This window comes from Paenibacillus senegalimassiliensis (assembly GCF_001486585.1).
Classification (GTDB): Bacteria; Bacillota; Bacilli; order Paenibacillales; family Paenibacillaceae; genus Fontibacillus; species Fontibacillus senegalimassiliensis.
Map to the genome: position 1 here is coordinate 513,753 of NZ_LN909044.1, position 16,945 is coordinate 530,697.

Here is a 16,945-nt window from a genome sequence, read left to right on the forward strand (position 1 = left end):
TACCACTGAATCCAGGCATTCTTTGTTCATAAAAAAGCTCCCTGTATAGTAAGCAGGCAGCGAAATCATACACAACCTGCTTCTATAGGGAGCTTTCTATTTCTCGATAAGCCTCAATTCAGCTTAGCCAATATGTCTTACACCGACTGTACATCCTCAGCATCTGTTGAATATGCTAAGTCCTTCTGGGCTTCCAGAGCGGCAAGTCGCTCCAGCAACGATTCGCGAATAACGGCATAGGCATCGCTACCTAGAGCCAAGCGGAGCGGTCCATTTCCGGCATCGGCTCGATCTATAATGGCCTGAGCCATCTTGGCGGGATCGCCAATAATAGAGCGATTGAACGCCTCCGGTGTATCCATACCCGGAACCTCACCCTTCATCATGCGTGTGAACTGCCCCGCTGCTTGGGTATGGTACACTTCCAGCGGCTCACCGTATACGGCGTTCCCCCCCAAGAAGTTGGTGCGAATACCACCCGGTTCCACCATCGTGGTCTGTATGCCAAATGGAGCTACTTCTTTAGCCAGCGCCTCAAAGGCAGCTTCAACTGCCCATTTGCTTGAACAGTACAGTCCCATGCCTGGAATGGCATAATGCCCGGCAGAACTAGCAATCTGAATCAGATGCCCTCGCCCCTGATTTCTCAGAAATGGCAGAGCAGTGCGAGCAACACGAAGCGAACCGAATACATTAGTAGCAAATTGATGCTCAATCTGTGAATCGCTTGCTTCTTCTATCGCACCATAAAGACCATATGCTGCATTGTTAACAACAATATCGATTGTCCCCCACTCGGCAAAAGCCCGGCGCACAACTTCTTCGATCTGCTGCGGATTCGTTAGATCCAGATGAGAAATCCAGAGTCGGTCGCCATGAACGGCCTTCAACTCGTCGAGTACACCGGGTCTGCGTATTGTGGCAGCAACCCGGTCGCCCCTTTCCAGTAATTTGCGTGTTAACGGTGCGGCCAAACCGCCTGAAGCCCCCGTGATAAACCAAGTTTGCATTTCGATCATCCTTCCCTTGATTGAACTCTTGTCCAGCATAATGCCATTTGAAAAGTCCAACCAGAGCAGGGTGATACAGGTAACCGTATTAATAGGCTAGGCATTGGGGTTCATTCATTTGTTCGCAAGCCCTAGCTCCCTTCTAACAGCTCTGTAAGGCGTACGTCAGTGTCACTGCCCGCGACTGGAACGAAGATGGACCAAATCAGACTAGGATCTTGGTCAATCCGACTAGCGGAATGAATTTCAAATTCCAGCAGTTGCTCATCCGGAAGCCGAAAGGTTACGTCCATAACATGTTTCTGTTTTACCTCGAACAAGTCCCAGCATCGCCGAAAATCCTCACTGTCCCTATTGAGCTGCTCAAATCGCTCTATATATTTGGAATTGTTCTTACTCCGCTCAAAGTTAGTTCGAGCCCACGCTGCAGTATAACGGGCAAATTCGTCCCAATTCACAAGCCTATTGCGAAAATCCTTGTTCAGAAAGACCAAATTTAGAATATGACGATCTTGAACGGGCATCGACTCAAAATCAGCAAACACTAACTCGGCAGAGCGGTTCCACGCCAGAATATCCGTACTCTCATCGATGATGAAGCAAGGATATTGAAGCTGCCTCGCGAGCATCTGTAGCAGCAGAATATCTCTTCTGGCATCAGCGACATGATCGTTGATTGAAGAAGTGTCTGCCAGTGACAACAAATACTCTTGTTCTGAATTACTAAGTTGAAGTGCGCGGGCAATGTTAACCAAAATGTCCTGCGAAGGATTAAGTTCCTTGCCCTGCTCCAGCCACGTATAGTAGGTCACACTCATGTTTGCAAGATAGGCGACTTCTTCCCGGCGTAGTCCGGGAGTGCGCCGACGGCCCGGGACTCGTTGAATCCCGGCTTCTTCTGGCTGCAGGCGCTCCCGCCGGGAACGTATGAACTCGCCAAGTGCTGAGGATGAATGGTAGGTTTTGATAAAAAGTTCCACCTTTCTCACAATTCTATTCCTACGTTCATTGTAGTTGATAAAGGACGTTAGTATCAAAAGAAGGACTCATCATTTTGGATATAAATGTATACAAAAAGGAACCGAAGATTCTTCAGTTCCTAGTCTATTTATAATTCAATTCTTCACCCTTAGGGAACATACTGCTGTACGATTCGTACGACCTGCCCATCGGTTATGGTCAAGTGGTAAGGGAACCATCCCAAATCAAGTCGGTCCTTCTGCTGGAACAGCTTGCTGAACTGCGGCGGCGATACCGCTTCATTCCATTGGATATTCATATCTCCGCCTTGCCCGGTTCGATCATAAATTTGCAGCCGCACCTCGGCATCCGGGGCTACGGGGTAAGCCACGTCTTCTTCTTCCTCATTCACAATATAATAACCGTCAGGTGGGCCATCAATGCCTGCATCCGGCTCGCGCTCTGCGAATACTTTATCCGCCTGCTCGCCTTCATACCACTCAATGGGGTCTACCAGCAGCGTTCCACCACTCTGACTCATCTGCACATCATGCAGATAGACAGTAAGCGTGAGAGAATCAGGGGCTTCTACGAATGGAGCGGCAGCCGCTACTCCGGACTCAGCCTGCACCCATCCCGGTGTTGCCAGCCTGGCATCCACCGAAGGAATCATCATGATAAGAAGCAAAGGAACTACCGCCAGTAATCCGTTCTTCATAATGCTCCGCCTTTCCTGTCTGCATGTTTAGGCACTCAGAATTCAGAGTATGCCCTGCATCCTTATTATATGATTACCCAATCTTAAAAAAAGGTTGTTCAAAAAATCGTCTTCCCAGAACGAAGTTGTTCGAGGAGTAGAATCGACATCGAATCTTGAATTCAGCCGGGCCAAGCGTAGGCTTCCGAAGTATGTTTCTTGCAGAAACATTGAAGTTGCTCACGTAAAGCTATGCTTCCGGAGTCGTTTTCTTGGAAAACGTGTAGCTCCGCTACTCAGTCCCTAGCTTCATCCAACTCAAGCGTTTTGAAAAAACGCACATCGAAAGCATAAGCTTCGGTCCTGCTAACCCGACTTTTTGAACTCGCACTTAAAAAGGGTCTCACACAGGTTAAAGCGGGTAACAATATTTTTTTATTTCTCCCATCCAGCGGTGCTATCCCGAGCGAAGTCAGCCAGAAAGTCCAGCCATGCCGGGTGGGCGTTCAGACAGGGGGCCAGTTGAAACTCAGCAGGCGATGTGTTCAGATTATCACCCGCCTTAGACATCAGATTATGCCTGGCCTCCACGCCCAGTTCGTATATCGTCTCCAGACAGTCGGCGGCAAAGCCTGGAGCAAAGACCATGGTGCGCTCTGCATCACGCTGGGTGAAGCTACGCAGCACTTCCTCCGTAGTAGGCCCCAACCATGGTTCCGGTCCAAACCGGGACTGATAGGCAATCGCCCACTGCTCCGGCGCCCAGCCCATCGCTTCCGCCAGCCGCTGTGCGGTCTCCTGGCATTGCCCGGGGTATGGGTCACCAGTATCCGCATACCGCTGCGGAATACCATGGAAGCTGAGCACGAACCGCTCTGGCGGCCGCGCCAGGCTTCCCGCTTGCTCAGCCAGATGCTTCTGCATCGCGCGGATATAGCCGGGATGGTCAAAGAACGCTCCGGCCAGGCGCAGGGCTGGCACGAACCGCTTCGCCGAAGAGCCATATCTTCGGCTCTTGCCAAGCGCCGCGAAGCAGGCCGCGTCATAGACCGCGGCGGTCGTCGTAGACGAGTATTGCGGGAAGAGCGGCAGCACCAGGATGCGCTCAGCTCCCGCCGCTTCCAGACGGCTCATAGCATCACGGATATCCGGCTTGCTGTAGGCAAAGCCGAGTTCAACCTTATAGCCGTCACCCAGCCGCTGCTGCAAGCCTTCCTGCTGATGCAGGGAATGAACCAGCAGAGGCGAGCCCTGCTCGGTCCAAATCTGCTGGTAGAGGTTGGCCGACTTCCGCGGGCGGACAGTTAAGATAATACCGTGCAGTAGTGGCTGCCATAGCAGTGGCGAATAGTCGATGACGCGTCGATCCGAGAGAAATCGGCGTAGATAAGGGCGTACCGCCTTAGCCGTAGGAGCTGAAGGCGTACCGATCTGTGCCAGCAGCACGCCGATGGGGCTGGACTTCTTCATATTACGGGTTCACTCCAGTCTGTAAAATCCTCCTATCATCATCCCCGTTCCCCCGCAGATGTTCAACTCCCCTGAACAATATTTCCTAAATGTTCACAAAAAGACGCAAAAAAGGTTGCTCTCAAGCCGGGGTTAGCGGCCTAAGAAGCAACCCTTGTAAAATCTTGAATTCAGCCAGGTTTAGTTAGCCTTCTGTCTTCACTTCCACCTTAAACTCCGGCTTGAGCGGAGGTTCTACCGGCGCCTGGGTGCGGCGCAGGAAGAAGCCAATGACGAGCGCCACAATCCCAACATACATGGAAATATTAAAGGCGCTATGCAAGCCGGAGACCAAGGCATTCGCCTTCTCCGTCACCGACTCGGGATCAGCCACGCCAGCCAGATAACGGATCTGCCCGTTGGAGAAGATCCCCATGAACAACGCGGTCCCGATCGCACCGGATACCTGTTGCAGCGTGTTCATGATAGCTGTGCCGTGCGGATATAGTCTCCGCGGCAATTGATTAAGCCCCGTCGTCTGCCCAGGCATCATAACCAGGGAAATACCAACGAGCAAGGCGATATGAAGCCCGATGACCGTGCCGGTCGGCGTTGTTGTCTCCAAGCCACGCATGAACCACAGCGTTGCGACTACGATGAGCAGCCCTGGAGTAATCAGCGCCCGTGGGCCAAACTTATCGAACAGTCGTCCGGCTACCGGTGACATTAACCCGTTCACTACCCCGCCGGGGAGTAACACCAGACCCGCAATGAATGGAGCCATCATCAGGGCTCCTTGCAGATACATCGGCAGAATGATCAAGGTGGAGAACAACGTCATCATCATTACCATCAGCAAGGCTGCCGATAGAGCGAACATTGGATATTTAAACACTCGGACATCCAGTGTAGGCTCTTTCACCTTCAACTGCCGCCACACAAACAAGATCAAGGATACAAATCCGACAATCAGACAAGTGTACACGATAGGGCTGGACCAACCTTCGCCTTCGCCCGCTCTACTGAAGCCGTACACAATACCCCCGAAGCCTGCCGTGGATAACAGAATTGAGAAGATATCCACCTTCGGTCTTGTAAGTTCGGACACGTTGCGCAAGTAGGCTGCGCCGAACAAAATCGAGAACACGACCAGCGGAACTACCATGTAAAATAACCAGCGCCAATTGAAGGAATCGAGAATGAGCCCAGACAACGTAGGACCAATAGCCGGACCGAACATAATGACCAATCCGATGGTACCCATGGCTGTGCCTCTTTTTTCCGGGGGATAGATTGTAATAATTGTATTCATCATCACGGGCAGCAGTAATCCCGTACCGATGGCCTGGATTACCCGGCCCAACAGCAGCACACTAAAGGAAGGGGCTATGCCACAAACAATGGTACCGACCAGGAATAAGAGCATCGCGGATAAGAACATCTGTCTAGTTGTGAACCACTGCATCAGCAGGGCCGTAATGGGCACAAGAATACCGATGACCAGCATATAAGAGGTAGACAACCATTGAATGGTCGATGGTCCAACCTGAAGCTCGTGCATTAAATCCGTATAAGCCACATTCAATAATGTTTCATTCAAAATGGACACGAAGGCCCCGATCACCAGGGCAATTGTAATGGGAAGACGCTTGATCCCTTCGATTCCCGCCCCTTGTGGTGCAGCTTGCGTTGAAATATTCATTGTACAGGGTACCTCCAAACTATCCTATTGTAGTTAAATCTCTCTGTTCTCTCTATTTCTCTCACTTACTCTGTATGTGTATATGAACAGGGTGGTCACCCGCGAAATATATCGCATAGCAACCTGGACCTGGGCTTTGCCATGTTATTTTGTTCTTTATTAGACCGTTCTATATATAAAATTTAAAATTATACGAGACCGATCTACCTCTTAAACAGTCGCGGAATCAGCTTCGCCGTCGTACGCAACGGAACACTACTCTTTTGCGTCAGGCACATAATAATCGCGCCCTCCACCATGCCGTTAATCACTACCGCCAAATCAGCCGCCTCTTCAGCCTCATAACCACAGCTCTTGAACTTCTTCTCGAACTCGCCAATCCAGGCGTGGTATACACCACAGCAAGCCTGACGAATGTTCTCGTTGCTTCTGGCTGTCTCATGCGCGACAATGCCAATCGGAACGCCCAGGTCCGCATCCTGGTCATAATTGTCGGCAATGAAGGTGAATAACCCCTGTACGGCGACCACCGCGTCAGGCGAGGCATCCAGCGCATCTCTCAGGCCAGCTAGCGTTACCTTCTTCGTATGGCTCACAGCTTCACAAGCCAATTGCTCCTTGCCATCAGGAAAGTGGTAGTATAATGATCCTTTGGGTGCGCCGCTAAGCTGAGTAATCTGATTCAAGCCGGTCGCGTTGTAGCCTTGATTTTGCAACAATTTGGCCGTCGTTTCAATCAATAGCCGGCGCGTTGGGTTCTCAGTGGACATACCGCTCTTCCTCTTTCTTTCGTGGAATTAGACCGATCAGTCTACATGATGATAAACGAAAGGCGGGCCAAGTGTCAACACTCTCCCGCCTTACAGTTTATGGAGTATTTATATCATGCAGAGCGATGGAAACATCAGCTTACCAGGCATAAGCCCTTGGAGCTTCGCCCCCTGGTCCTGGGAAAATTTCATCGATGGCTTGCAGTGTGTCGCTAGTCAACTCGACTTCAACTACCCGCAAAGATTCCTCGAACTGCTCCAGCGTTCGTGGCCCGATAATCGGAGCGGTTACTGCAGGATTAGCCAGCGTCCAAGCCAAGGCGATCGTCGCCTCCGACTCTCCCAGCTCCTTACACAGCTTGGAGAACTTCTCTAGCTGCGGGCGCAGCTTCTCCACCCGCTCTGCTTGCTTGGCCGTTCTTGAGCCTGGCTGCGGATTCAGGTTCCCACCGAGAACACCGCCGTCCAGCGGGCTCCACGGAATAACGCCGATGCCCAACTCCTCGGCAGCAGGCAATACCTCAAGCTCAGGCAAACGGCATAGCAGACTATACTTATGCTGCTCGGAGACTAGTCCGAGCCGTCCACCGGCCTTGGCTTCGTATTGAGCCTTCACCAAGTCGCGCCCTGCGAAATTACTGGACCCGACATAACCGATCTTTCCTTGGTGCTGGGCGATTTCAAAAGCATTCCATAGCTCGTCCCAGCTCACGTTCCGGTCAATATGATGCATCTGGTACAGTTCGATATGATCTGTGCCTAGCCGGCGCAGTGAATCCTCCAAATGACGGCGAATCTTATAGGCCGACAACCCCGCCCCGCCATTCTGGTCCTTCTCCGCGTCGCCCATGCCGCCGTATACCTTGGTGGCCAGCACGACCTTCTCCCGGCGTCCGCCGCCTTGGGCGAACCAACGTCCGATAATTTCCTCGGTCCAGCCGCGATGCGGTGTTCCGCCGTACACATTGGCCGTATCGAAGAAGTTGACGCCTGCATCCAGCGCCGCATCCATAATCCTGAATGCTTCCTTCTCCTCGGTGGTAGGTCCGAAATTCATCGTTCCCAAGCACAGACGGCTTACCTTTAGCCCGGTTCTTCCCAAGCTCGTATACTTCATGACTGCAGCCTCCTCAACGTTTTGATATCAGGTGCTTAACTTGACCTATTGCCCAAAACTTGTCTGGATGAAGTCCACAACCATTATATACCAGATGGGCCCCTGGATAAAAGCCCGGCTCCCCCTATCACCATTAGCCTAACGTCACAACCCGCGTCGAATTTCAAATAATCGCGCCGAGCGAGCTTGTGGCAACGTTACTTTCAGTTCCCCGGCAACGGCATCCCAGTTCCAGGTCCCCTCGAAGTTTTGCGGATAGGCGCAGCGAATGGATAACGCTTCACCCTGAAGCTCGGGTAGTGACAATACTTGAGAAGTAGCGTCTCCACCTACCCGCCATACTGCCAAATAAATGACTGGCTTCTCCGGTCGGCGAAGCCCCAGGCTCATCCAGTGGTCCTCCCGTTTAGGCAAGCCGAGCGGCCAGAAAGGAAAGGCCTCAGGAATATCCTTGCGGATCAATTTATAATAGTCCAGCGCTTCCTTCACCAGCGCGCGGCGGCGAGGGCTTAGCTCGGCCAGATGGCCGCTCTGGTGCACCCGCAGGAGCAAGGCGTTGACCATGTTGAACACAACCTCTTCATCATCGCCCTCTCGCAGAGGATAGGACCAGATGGCCGATTGCTCCGGTGCCAGCGCCGAAGGCGAAGCTGCGGCAATCGCTGCATAATTCACGTAGTCTTCCTGATCGCTGGTCGATTGAATGCTATACCGGCTTAGCATCGCATAATCCATACGCATGCCCCCACTGGAACAATTTTCGATAACTAAATCGGGGTAACGGGCAAAAATTTCGTCCAGCCAGGCCAGATAAGCGCGGTTATGCTGCAGCAGTCCATCCCCGAAGCTATCCGCCGCCAGTTCGGTGCCGATTCCGGCATTGATGTTATAGTCCATCTTGATATAGCCTACACCATAGTCTTCAACCAGCCGACGGATGACTTCATTCGCATGGGCAATGACCTGTGGATTACGGTAATCCAACTGATAGCGACTGCGGTCCATCACCCGCTTGCCATGCCGCATGAAGAACCAGCTATCCTCTGTCTCCGCAAGCTTGGGACTACGGATGCCCATCACCTCAAGCTCCAGCCATAACCCCGGGACCATCCCTTTGCTGCGTATATAGTCCAAGACGTATTTGATGCCCTCAGGGAATCGCTCCGAAGAGGGTAGCCATTCACCTACACCATCCCACCATTCGCCTGGCGCATACCAACCAGCATCGATGCAGAAGTATTCGCAACCCGCCTCTGCGGCAGCATCAATAAGCGGAAGCAGCTTGGCGGTGGTCGGAGAGCCCCACAGACAGTTCATGTAATCATTAAATATAATCCGCAAATCCCGATTGTCGGCATTAGGCCGACGAATGCGGCGGCGGTAAGCGGTTAGCTGTCCAACGGCCTGCTCGAAACCACCTGCCACTGCGCCAACGGCCACCGGCACGCTCACGAATGACTGATCCGGTGCAAGCGATATCCACCAGTGGTTATCATGCTCGGTGGGTCCGCTGATCAGCAGCGTCAAATAGTCGTTCTGGTCCATGATTTCCCAATGCCAGGAGCCATTATGTTCAATCTGCCAGTACAGGCTGCTCTCGGCTTCCCGATTCTCCAAAACAGCCATCGGCACATGCTCCGCCGTGGACCAGGACCCGGTATTGCTACAGGTAATCCGCTTGGAGCTGCGGTCCGTCATATGGGAAAGTCCAAGCTCCGGCAGACGGTATGTCCGCCACTGCAGTTCGCTTTGCCATCCTGTATGCGGAATGGACAGAAGCATCTTCTCATCACGATCCGTCCGTCCTTCCTTATCCAGACCAGTTAAGGCAAACGAAGATACATATTCCACGCCCAGCATAGCCTGCCCCTTATTAAGCAATGTGACCCAGGAACGAATCGTTTGCAGTCCATCGAAGAACTGAATATGCTGCACGGCCTGCAACGAAGTTACCGGGTCCAGCAGGGTCAACTCCAGCTTGCGCCCAAGCTCATTTCTGGCATCCGTATGGCCGTCATAAACCATACGAAGCCCCGGGTAAGTCGCGCGGTGCGTCCGCCCATGGTATTCCGCCCGGTCTTCGCCCGTCAATTGCAGCTCCATCAGGCGAAAACCGGGTTTCTGTTCTTCATGCAGCAGCTCGTTCACCCATTCCTCCGTGCCAAAATGCAGCAGACGGACATCCTTCTCCGAAGTGATTTCCAGGACCAGATGAAGACCGTTCTCCATGAATTGAATAAGCTTAGACATCGTGCTTCCTCCTTAGGTTGTTATGATCTTGATGATGGCAAAAAATGAACTCAGCACCAAGGGTGGTGCTGAGTTCATCGCAAGCAGCAGTATAGTTATTGAGCGGAACCCAGTTGTACCCAGGCCTGTTCAATTTCAGTCACAGCCTGATCTTTTGTTTTGCTGCCGCCAATGTAGGCCTGCATAATTTCTCCGAATTTTTGGTGGAACGTATCCAGTGAGTAGTTCACGGACAGGTCGCCCGATGGCTCAGAAGCCAAAATTTCATTCATCTGCTGCGGCATGTCGAGTTCTGGCATTGGAGCATCCTTGATTGGAGGAATAACCTTGGCTACGCCAGAGAACCAGTTCTTCCCATAATCCGAGGTGTACAGCCAGTTGAAGAATTCAACAGTCTCCTTGACCACAGCCGAATCCTTGTTAATGCGCAAGGCTTGGTCTGCACCGGTAATAATTGTCGCTTGTTCCGGCTTGTCGCTGACCGGATACCCGGCGATACCGATCTTAATATCCGGTGTAATTTTCTTAATCGATTCTTCGTCCCATGCGCCTTTACCTGTCATGATGGCCGCTTTACCGGAAGCAAAATCGCTGACTTCGGCATTACTGTCACGCTCCAGCGGCTTGTCAGTACCATGCTTGACCGTTGTGTCGATGAAGCTGAAGAAGTTGTTATAGAGCGCCGGATAATCCTTGATTTTTACATCTCCGGCAATGAATCCGCTTACTAGTTCCTGTGAAGTTACGCCTGCATCTTGAGCCGCGGCATTCACGAAATGTTGGAAGACATGCTTCCATACCCACCATTCTTTATAGGCATTAGCAAATGGTGTAATTCCCTTGGCTTCGAGCTTGGCGATGGCATCATCCAGTTCTGCCGTCGTTTTCGGGAAGGTGGTCACTCCTGCTTGATCGAGCAAATCCTTGTTGTAAATCAAGGTGAACAGGTTGCCCTTGACTGGCAGACCCAGCACCTTGCCGTCCGTAGAGCTCATATTGGCGCGAACAGCGTCTGTCATGGCTGCGGCCAGTGGCTCGTTGGTCAAATCTGCGCTGTATTCGGCAAAAGTGTCGATATCACCGCCCGCCGTAGTCTGGAAGACGTCCGGTGTGCTACCGGCAGCAATTCTCGATTTGAGGACGGTATTGTAGTCCGCCTGCATGATCTCCAGATTAATGGTTACATTGGGCTTCACTTGTTTGTATTCTTTGATGTAGGCGTTGAAGGCATCCGTGTATTCGGGCGAAGCCGTGAACATGTTAATGGTAACCGGTTTGGATTCGTCAGCGGCTGCATTATTGCCTCCCGCATTGGCGCCTCCGGCTCCACCACCCTCAGCGTTGTTGCCGTTTCCGCCACAAGCTGACAGCAGCCCCATAATCAGCACGAGGCTGAACGACAGGGCAAGGATCTTTTTCTTCATTTCATAACGCCCCCACTTCTTTGAAGTTGTTAACATCCTTACAGCAGGATGCTTGACCTGCTATGCCCTTATTCTAATGAATCGGTCTAACGGACAAAATGTAGATATGTGGTGATTTGAGGGTAAAAAAGTGGAATCATTGGCGAGTTCACTTTTTAACCCCTGCTTCCTGCTGCGCTCGATATTCGGAGGGAGATAAGTCGTAATAGTTCCGGAACGCCTTGCTGAAATAGTTCTTATCCTTATAGCCAAGCATCTCGGAAATCTCCTGAATCTTCAGGGAAGAATCATTCAGCAGCTCCGTGGCCTTCTCCATCCGCACCTTCTGGACGTATTCATGAATACCATGGCCGTATTGCTGCTTGAACAGCTTCATCAAGTATTCCCTGCTGAGAAAATACTTCTCGGTGAACATTGAAATCTTGATGTCTTCAAAATAATGATTTTCGATATAGGCCTTGATATCATCCACGTTAAATGGTTTGTTCCCTGCCAACGAACGACGAATCTGCTCATTGTAATAGGCCGTCAGTCGCCAGAGCAGCTCTTCGTATTGCTCGAAGGTAGCATAGTCGGTAGACAACCCTATCGCGCGTAGCGCCCGCTCTCCTCCAGCACCAGGAAGTCGGTCCGCCGGAACACCAAGCTCAGTCGCCGTATCGTTTAATAGAACGATCATTTCGCGTAGTGTTCGGTCCGCTTGGCCAAAGGTGAAGGATTCGCCGGACTTGATCTTTTTGGCGTATTCACTCATCACCGTCTTGGCAGCTTTAAGGTTCCCCGCCTCCAGAGTGCTGCGAAGCATGGGCAAGCGACTGGTGAAGGAGAAGCCATCCTGCACAGGCGAGTTACCTCCACTCCCGATAATGGCCTTGCCCTTAAGCTTGAGCAGATCGATCCACTCGATCTTGGCTGCGGCTTCCTTATAGGAGTCTGCCAAGGCCAGCACATCCTCACAGACAGGTCCGACGCCCCCCGCTGACAGAATGCCAAACAAACTGCTTAAGGTCGACACCACCTTCTTCATCAGCTCTCCCGAGCGGAAATCAACTTCCTGCGGGTAACCACCATGCGCTGTATAGATGGCAATAATCTCCCGTTCCTGCTTCGGGTTGGCGAAGCTGAAGCAGATCAAGTTATTTCCGGCCACCTCGTTAATGACATTGGCTACGGCGAAATACAATAGCTCCGTATCCTGATTGAAGCGGCTGTCTCGAATGGCCTCCATATTCAGAATGCGTAACACCAGCACCCCGAAGCGATTATTTGAATCATCCGCTCCTATTAAGGGGAGGAACCCCTGATTGCTCTGCTGCTTGAAGCTGCGGTCGATAATGGACAAGTATATCTTCTCCTTCAACTTGGGCAGCGACATATTGAAGGTAATGTTTCTGGTAATCGATTCGCTCTGCAACTGCCGCTTGGCCGCGAGCACGTCGATGGCTTTACGTAAGGCCTGATTCAAGTCCTGACGGTTGACTGGCTTAAGCAGATAATCCACTACTTTGGAGTGAATAGCCTGTCTGGTGAACTCAAAATCATTATAGCCACTGATGACGATGGTCAGTAGCTCGGGGTAGGCCTGCTCTACAGTCTTGAGGAATTCCACCCCGTTCATCTCCGGCATCTTCATATCTACCATAATGATGTCCGGCTTATGCTGCTCCAGCATAGCCAGCCCCGCCTTGCCATCCGTCGCCTCCAGCACCTCCTCAATCTCCAGCTCCTGCCAGTTGCCTAAGATGCGTATTGCTTCCCGAAGCGGCTCCTCATCATCAATAATCAATACTTTATACATGACTGCTGCCCCCTCGCGGTATTAACATAATCATCTCGGTTCCGGCCCCCTCACTGCGGATTGCCAGTTCGGCTTCTTCTCCATAGAGTAGTCTTAGCCGGGTATACAAATTCTTGAGCCCGATATTGTCTCCCTCCTGCTCGTCCCAAACGATAGCGAACGACTGCTTGATTTGCTCCAAGCGCCCGGGAGGAATGCCCGGCCCGTTATCCTTGACAGAGATAACCGCGTGGGTCTCACTTAGCTCCGCCCGAATGACGATGACAATACCCGTCGACACCTTCTCCAGACCGTGCTTGATTGAATTCTCGACCAACGTCTGAATAGACAGCTTCGGAATTTGCAGGTCCTTCAGAGAATCGTCCCATTCCACCTCCACCTGCAAACGGCTGCCGAATCTAGCCTGCTGGAGGACCAAATAGCGCTCAATATGCCTTAGTTCATCCCGGGCGTTCACGATATCCTTGCCACTGATACAATAGCGCAAAGTTAAGGCCAGGGCATTCACCATATCGGCCACCTCTTCATCACCGCTCTTCAGGGCCTTGGTGGAAATAGCTTGCAACGCATTATAGAGGAAATGGGGATTAATCTCCGCCTCCAGCGCCTTGAGGATCGCATTCTTCTCAACCAGCTTCATCTTGTAGCGTTCATTAATAAGGTCATGGGTGCGCCGCACCATCCGGTTGAAATGCCGGGATAAATACGCCAGTTCATCCCTGCCCCGGACCGGAATCTCCGCGTCGAAGGTCCCTTCGCTGAACCGTCGCATTTGCAGGGACAAATCCTTCAGGGGGCGCGTGATAGCATTGGATATCAAGGTGACAAGAATAATGGAAATGATCAGAAATACGAGTCCAATCAGATAGCCCAGGTTCCGGGTGGCATTGGCCGCCGCATAGATGTTGCTATAGGGAATTGGCTTAACCAGCTTCCAGCCCTCCGTATTCTCCACATTATAGACGACCAAATACTTGTGGCCTTCTTCGTTGGTCCACGTCAAGGGCTTCATGAACGGGTCCTGTCCCAGATGGTCCAGCCACGGAGCCTGTTCAAGCTGCCGCAGAAATTCGAGGTTGTCCACATGGAAGGGCTCATTATCGGGTCCGAGGAACAACAGATGCTCTCCATCCTCAAACGGTACATCGTTCAGGATTTGATCCTTCACGGTAGGCTTAAGGTAGAAAGAGACTACCGCCTTGGGTTCTCGCGTGACGAGTGAACGAAGCACACGATGATAACCCATGAAGCTGGGCTCCTCGTTCATGCCATACCCAGATTCGCTACCAGGCACGATAAAGGACTGATAGGAGCGGTTCCGCGAGCTCTCCATCGCCCGCTGATACCATGCTTGCTCCGGAATGCCTTCACGGAAGCCGGACCGAACGGTAATGTTATAGGCCTCTCTGGTAATCGAATAATACTTCCCCTGATCGATCAGATATAAGTAAATGCTCTCCAGGTCATTACGTGAGTAAAACAACTCCCGCAGATAATCCTCCAGATACATCTTGGACGCATATTCCGTCTCTTCACTGACAACGGCTTGCAGGATCTCCTCATACCGGATTTGCGGTAGAGAAAGCTGCTCGACACCCTGCATGTAATCCTCCAGCTTCTGATTCACCAGCTTCAGGTTGCTGCTCGTACTATCAATGCTATGGTTCACCGATTCCCGTTGCAGCATCTGGTAGGAAATAACGGTCAACAAGCCAACGACCAGGACGATCATCGCCGTAAATAACAGAATAAGCTTATTGACCAATCGGCGCGACACCCGGTCCCTAAGCCTTATCACTACTCGCTTGATCCAGTTCAACATACTGCCCCCGTTCCCGGCCTGTCCATCTCTATGCAGCCAGTTCACCTTTTTACCCTTAACTGTTTTCTTAAATCCATTTTGGCAATGTAAACGCTGTTTTATAATTACATTATAGCCGAAAAGGGCGATGTGTGTAGAACAAGCAAACACCATGCATACCCACTAAACGTCATGAAAAAGAGGTGCTTTATGTCCAAACTAGGGAGAAAGCGAGCCGAGAAACTGGAGTTTGGCGTCTTCACTTTGCCAATTCTGATCGCGATTGTTGCCGTGTTTTATTATCCGTTCATGATGACGATTCGATATTCCCTGACTAAATGGAACGGGATTTCCAAGAATCCAACTTTTATCGGACTGGATAACTTCAAGCAGATCTTCATGGGCGACGCCAACTTCACGAGTGCCGCCTGGTTCACGATCAAATACGCCATTCTTTACATCGTATTGGTCAATGTCCTCGCGATTTTGCTAGCGCTGGTCCTGGATATGAAGCTGAAGACGACGAGTTGGCTGAGAGCCGCCTTCTTCATCCCTTATATTCTCAGCCTGGTCATTGTTGGCTTCATCTGGAAATTCATCTTCATGCAGGGCTTCGAATCGCTTGGGGAGAGCACCGGATGGGGGATGTTCGCGCTAAGTTGGCTCGGTGAGCCGGGTCTTGCCTTCATATCCGTCCTGTTCGTCTCCATCTGGCAGTCCATCGGCTTCTACATGGTGATCTACATCGCCGGCCTGCAATCGGTGCCGGATGATCTCAAGGAAGCTGCTACCGTAGACGGTGCGGGACCGATTCGCCGCTTCTTCAATATCACGTTGCCGCTGCTGGCTCCTTCAATTACGATCTCCGTCTTCATGGCGCTGACCAACTCGATTAAGGTGTTCGACGTGATTTTGTCTCTGACGGGCGGTGGTCCAGGCGGAACTACCTACAGCGTAGCGTATGACATCTACCGCGACACCTTCCAGAACAATCTGTACGGCTACGGTACGGCCAAAGCGCTGATTCTGTTCGTAGCAGTGCTGATTATTACGATTATCCAGCTTACCATCTTCAAACGCAGGGAGGTTGAGGCATAATGAGTAAAAACAAAGTGGGCCGCATCATTTTAGAGATCGGCATGGTGCTGCTGTCCATCCTGTTCCTCTACCCGTTGTTCCTGACCATCAACAACTCGCTGAAGAGCTTCTCCGAGGTCATGACTGACGTTATTGCCTTGCCGAAGAAGTTGGCTTTCGAGAATTACAGCTACGTCTGGGAGTTCATCAACTACCCACGGCTGTTCCTGAACAATACGGTGATTACCGTGCTGGGGCTGGCTGGCATCGTGCTGATCTCGTCCATCGCGGCCTACAAACTGGCCCGGACCAAATCCAAGCTCAGCTCAATCATTTATTTCATCTGTATCATGCCGATGCTTATTCCGTTTCAATCCATCATGCTGACCGTACTACAGATGGCCAAGAGCTTCCACTTGTCGGACAGCACCTGGGGACTGGGTATCCTGTACTGGGGTTTCGGTGCTCCGCTGGCCTTGTTCATTTACCACGGCTTCGTGAAGGGCATCCCCCGGGAAATCGACGAGAGTGCCACGATTGACGGCGCCTCCGGCTTCCGCTTATTCTTCAGCGTGATCTCCCCGCTGTTAAAGTCGGTGACCACCACGATCATCATTATTGATGTGATGTGGATCTGGAATGACTTCCTGCTCCCACTCTTGATGGTGAACGGCTCACCGGCCACCAAGACGTTGACCTTGGCCGCCTACACCTTCGTCGGACAATATACCTCCGACTGGCAATACGCAATGACCGCCATGGTTATGGCCGTCCTGCCTTCGATCATCGTCTTCATTTTCTTGCAGAAATACATCGTCAAAGGCGTAGTGGCCGGTGCGGTGAAGGGGTAAGATCGGACTAACAAGCAATACAATTATAAAAGATAAAGC

The 16,945-nt window shown here is 51.6% G+C and carries 13 protein-coding genes; 2 read left to right on the forward strand and 11 right to left on the reverse strand.

Annotation, left to right across the window (positions count from 1 at the left end; all coding sequences use genetic code 11):
• Positions 1-137: 137 nt before the first annotated feature.
• From BN3279_RS08180 to BN3279_RS08230, 11 genes are all read right to left on the reverse strand, one after another.
• Positions 138-1,010: an SDR family oxidoreductase gene (locus BN3279_RS08180; RefSeq protein ID WP_059050132.1), complete on the reverse strand. Its 873-nt coding sequence runs from the start codon at positions 1,008-1,010 to the stop codon at positions 138-140.
• 131 nt (positions 1,011-1,141) lie between these two features.
• Positions 1,142-1,990, reverse strand: a complete 849-nt coding sequence (locus BN3279_RS08185; RefSeq protein ID WP_232436785.1) for a helix-turn-helix domain-containing protein — start codon at positions 1,988-1,990, stop codon at positions 1,142-1,144.
• A gap of 149 nt (positions 1,991-2,139) precedes the next feature.
• Positions 2,140-2,688, reverse strand: a complete 549-nt coding sequence (locus BN3279_RS08190) for a hypothetical protein (protein WP_059050133.1) — start codon at positions 2,686-2,688, stop codon at positions 2,140-2,142.
• Positions 2,689-3,102: 414 nt separating this feature from the next.
• A complete protein-coding gene (gene hemH / locus BN3279_RS08195) occupies positions 3,103-4,137 on the reverse strand; it encodes a ferrochelatase (RefSeq protein WP_059050134.1) in 1,035 nt (344 codons plus the stop codon).
• Positions 4,138-4,321: 184 nt separating this feature from the next.
• Entirely contained in the window at positions 4,322-5,818 is a 1,497-nt protein-coding gene (locus tag BN3279_RS08200) for an MDR family MFS transporter (protein ID WP_059050135.1), read from the reverse strand.
• A gap of 203 nt (positions 5,819-6,021) precedes the next feature.
• Complete coding sequence (locus BN3279_RS08205) at positions 6,022-6,588, reverse strand: TetR/AcrR family transcriptional regulator (protein WP_059050136.1); 567 nt, start codon at positions 6,586-6,588, stop codon at positions 6,022-6,024.
• Between the two features lie 139 nt (positions 6,589-6,727).
• Entirely contained in the window at positions 6,728-7,705 is a 978-nt protein-coding gene (locus BN3279_RS08210; protein WP_059050137.1) for an aldo/keto reductase, read from the reverse strand.
• A gap of 144 nt (positions 7,706-7,849) precedes the next feature.
• Entirely contained in the window at positions 7,850-9,955 is a 2,106-nt protein-coding gene (locus tag BN3279_RS08215; protein ID WP_059050138.1) for a glycoside hydrolase family 36 protein, read from the reverse strand.
• A gap of 95 nt (positions 9,956-10,050) precedes the next feature.
• Complete coding sequence (locus BN3279_RS08220; protein ID WP_059050139.1) at positions 10,051-11,379, reverse strand: ABC transporter substrate-binding protein; 1,329 nt, start codon at positions 11,377-11,379, stop codon at positions 10,051-10,053.
• Between the two features lie 148 nt (positions 11,380-11,527).
• Positions 11,528-13,177: a response regulator transcription factor gene (locus BN3279_RS08225; RefSeq protein WP_059050140.1), complete on the reverse strand. Its 1,650-nt coding sequence runs from the start codon at positions 13,175-13,177 to the stop codon at positions 11,528-11,530.
• Positions 13,170-14,999, reverse strand: a complete 1,830-nt coding sequence (locus BN3279_RS08230; RefSeq protein WP_059050494.1) for a cache domain-containing sensor histidine kinase — start codon at positions 14,997-14,999, stop codon at positions 13,170-13,172. The genes BN3279_RS08225 and BN3279_RS08230 overlap by 8 nt, the downstream gene beginning before the upstream one ends.
• A 189-nt stretch (positions 15,000-15,188) precedes the next feature.
• On the opposite strand from BN3279_RS08230, the gene BN3279_RS08235 reads away from it, so the two are divergent.
• Positions 15,189-16,076, forward strand: a complete 888-nt coding sequence (locus tag BN3279_RS08235; protein ID WP_059050141.1) for a carbohydrate ABC transporter permease — start codon at positions 15,189-15,191, stop codon at positions 16,074-16,076.
• Complete coding sequence (locus tag BN3279_RS08240; protein ID WP_059050142.1) at positions 16,076-16,906, forward strand: carbohydrate ABC transporter permease; 831 nt, start codon at positions 16,076-16,078, stop codon at positions 16,904-16,906. Before BN3279_RS08235 ends, BN3279_RS08240 begins: the two co-directional genes overlap by 1 nt.
• Positions 16,907-16,945: the final 39 nt, after the last annotated feature.

Excerpts from the sequence above, each read along its gene's own strand:
- hemH (WP_059050134.1), bottom strand. The coding sequence starts at position 4,137 with ATGAAGAAGTCCAGCCCCATCGGCGTGCTGCTGGCACAGATCGGTACG.
- BN3279_RS08190 (WP_059050133.1), bottom strand. The coding sequence starts at position 2,688 with ATGAAGAACGGATTACTGGCGGTAGTTCCTTTGCTTCTTATCATGATG.
- BN3279_RS08240 (WP_059050142.1), top strand. The coding sequence starts at position 16,076 with ATGAGTAAAAACAAAGTGGGCCGCATCATTTTAGAGATCGGCATGGTG.
- BN3279_RS08210 (WP_059050137.1), bottom strand. The coding sequence starts at position 7,705 with ATGAAGTATACGAGCTTGGGAAGAACCGGGCTAAAGGTAAGCCGTCTG.
- BN3279_RS08230 (WP_059050494.1), bottom strand. The coding sequence starts at position 14,999 with ATGTTGAACTGGATCAAGCGAGTAGTGATAAGGCTTAGGGACCGGGTG.
- BN3279_RS08205 (WP_059050136.1), bottom strand. The coding sequence starts at position 6,588 with ATGTCCACTGAGAACCCAACGCGCCGGCTATTGATTGAAACGACGGCC.
- BN3279_RS08220 (WP_059050139.1), bottom strand. The coding sequence starts at position 11,379 with ATGAAGAAAAAGATCCTTGCCCTGTCGTTCAGCCTCGTGCTGATTATG.
- BN3279_RS08215 (WP_059050138.1), bottom strand. The coding sequence starts at position 9,955 with ATGTCTAAGCTTATTCAATTCATGGAGAACGGTCTTCATCTGGTCCTG.
- BN3279_RS08200 (WP_059050135.1), bottom strand. The coding sequence starts at position 5,818 with ATGAATATTTCAACGCAAGCTGCACCACAAGGGGCGGGAATCGAAGGG.
- BN3279_RS08225 (WP_059050140.1), bottom strand. The coding sequence starts at position 13,177 with ATGTATAAAGTATTGATTATTGATGATGAGGAGCCGCTTCGGGAAGCA.
- BN3279_RS08180 (WP_059050132.1), bottom strand. The coding sequence starts at position 1,010 with ATGCAAACTTGGTTTATCACGGGGGCTTCAGGCGGTTTGGCCGCACCG.
- BN3279_RS08235 (WP_059050141.1), top strand. The coding sequence starts at position 15,189 with ATGTCCAAACTAGGGAGAAAGCGAGCCGAGAAACTGGAGTTTGGCGTC.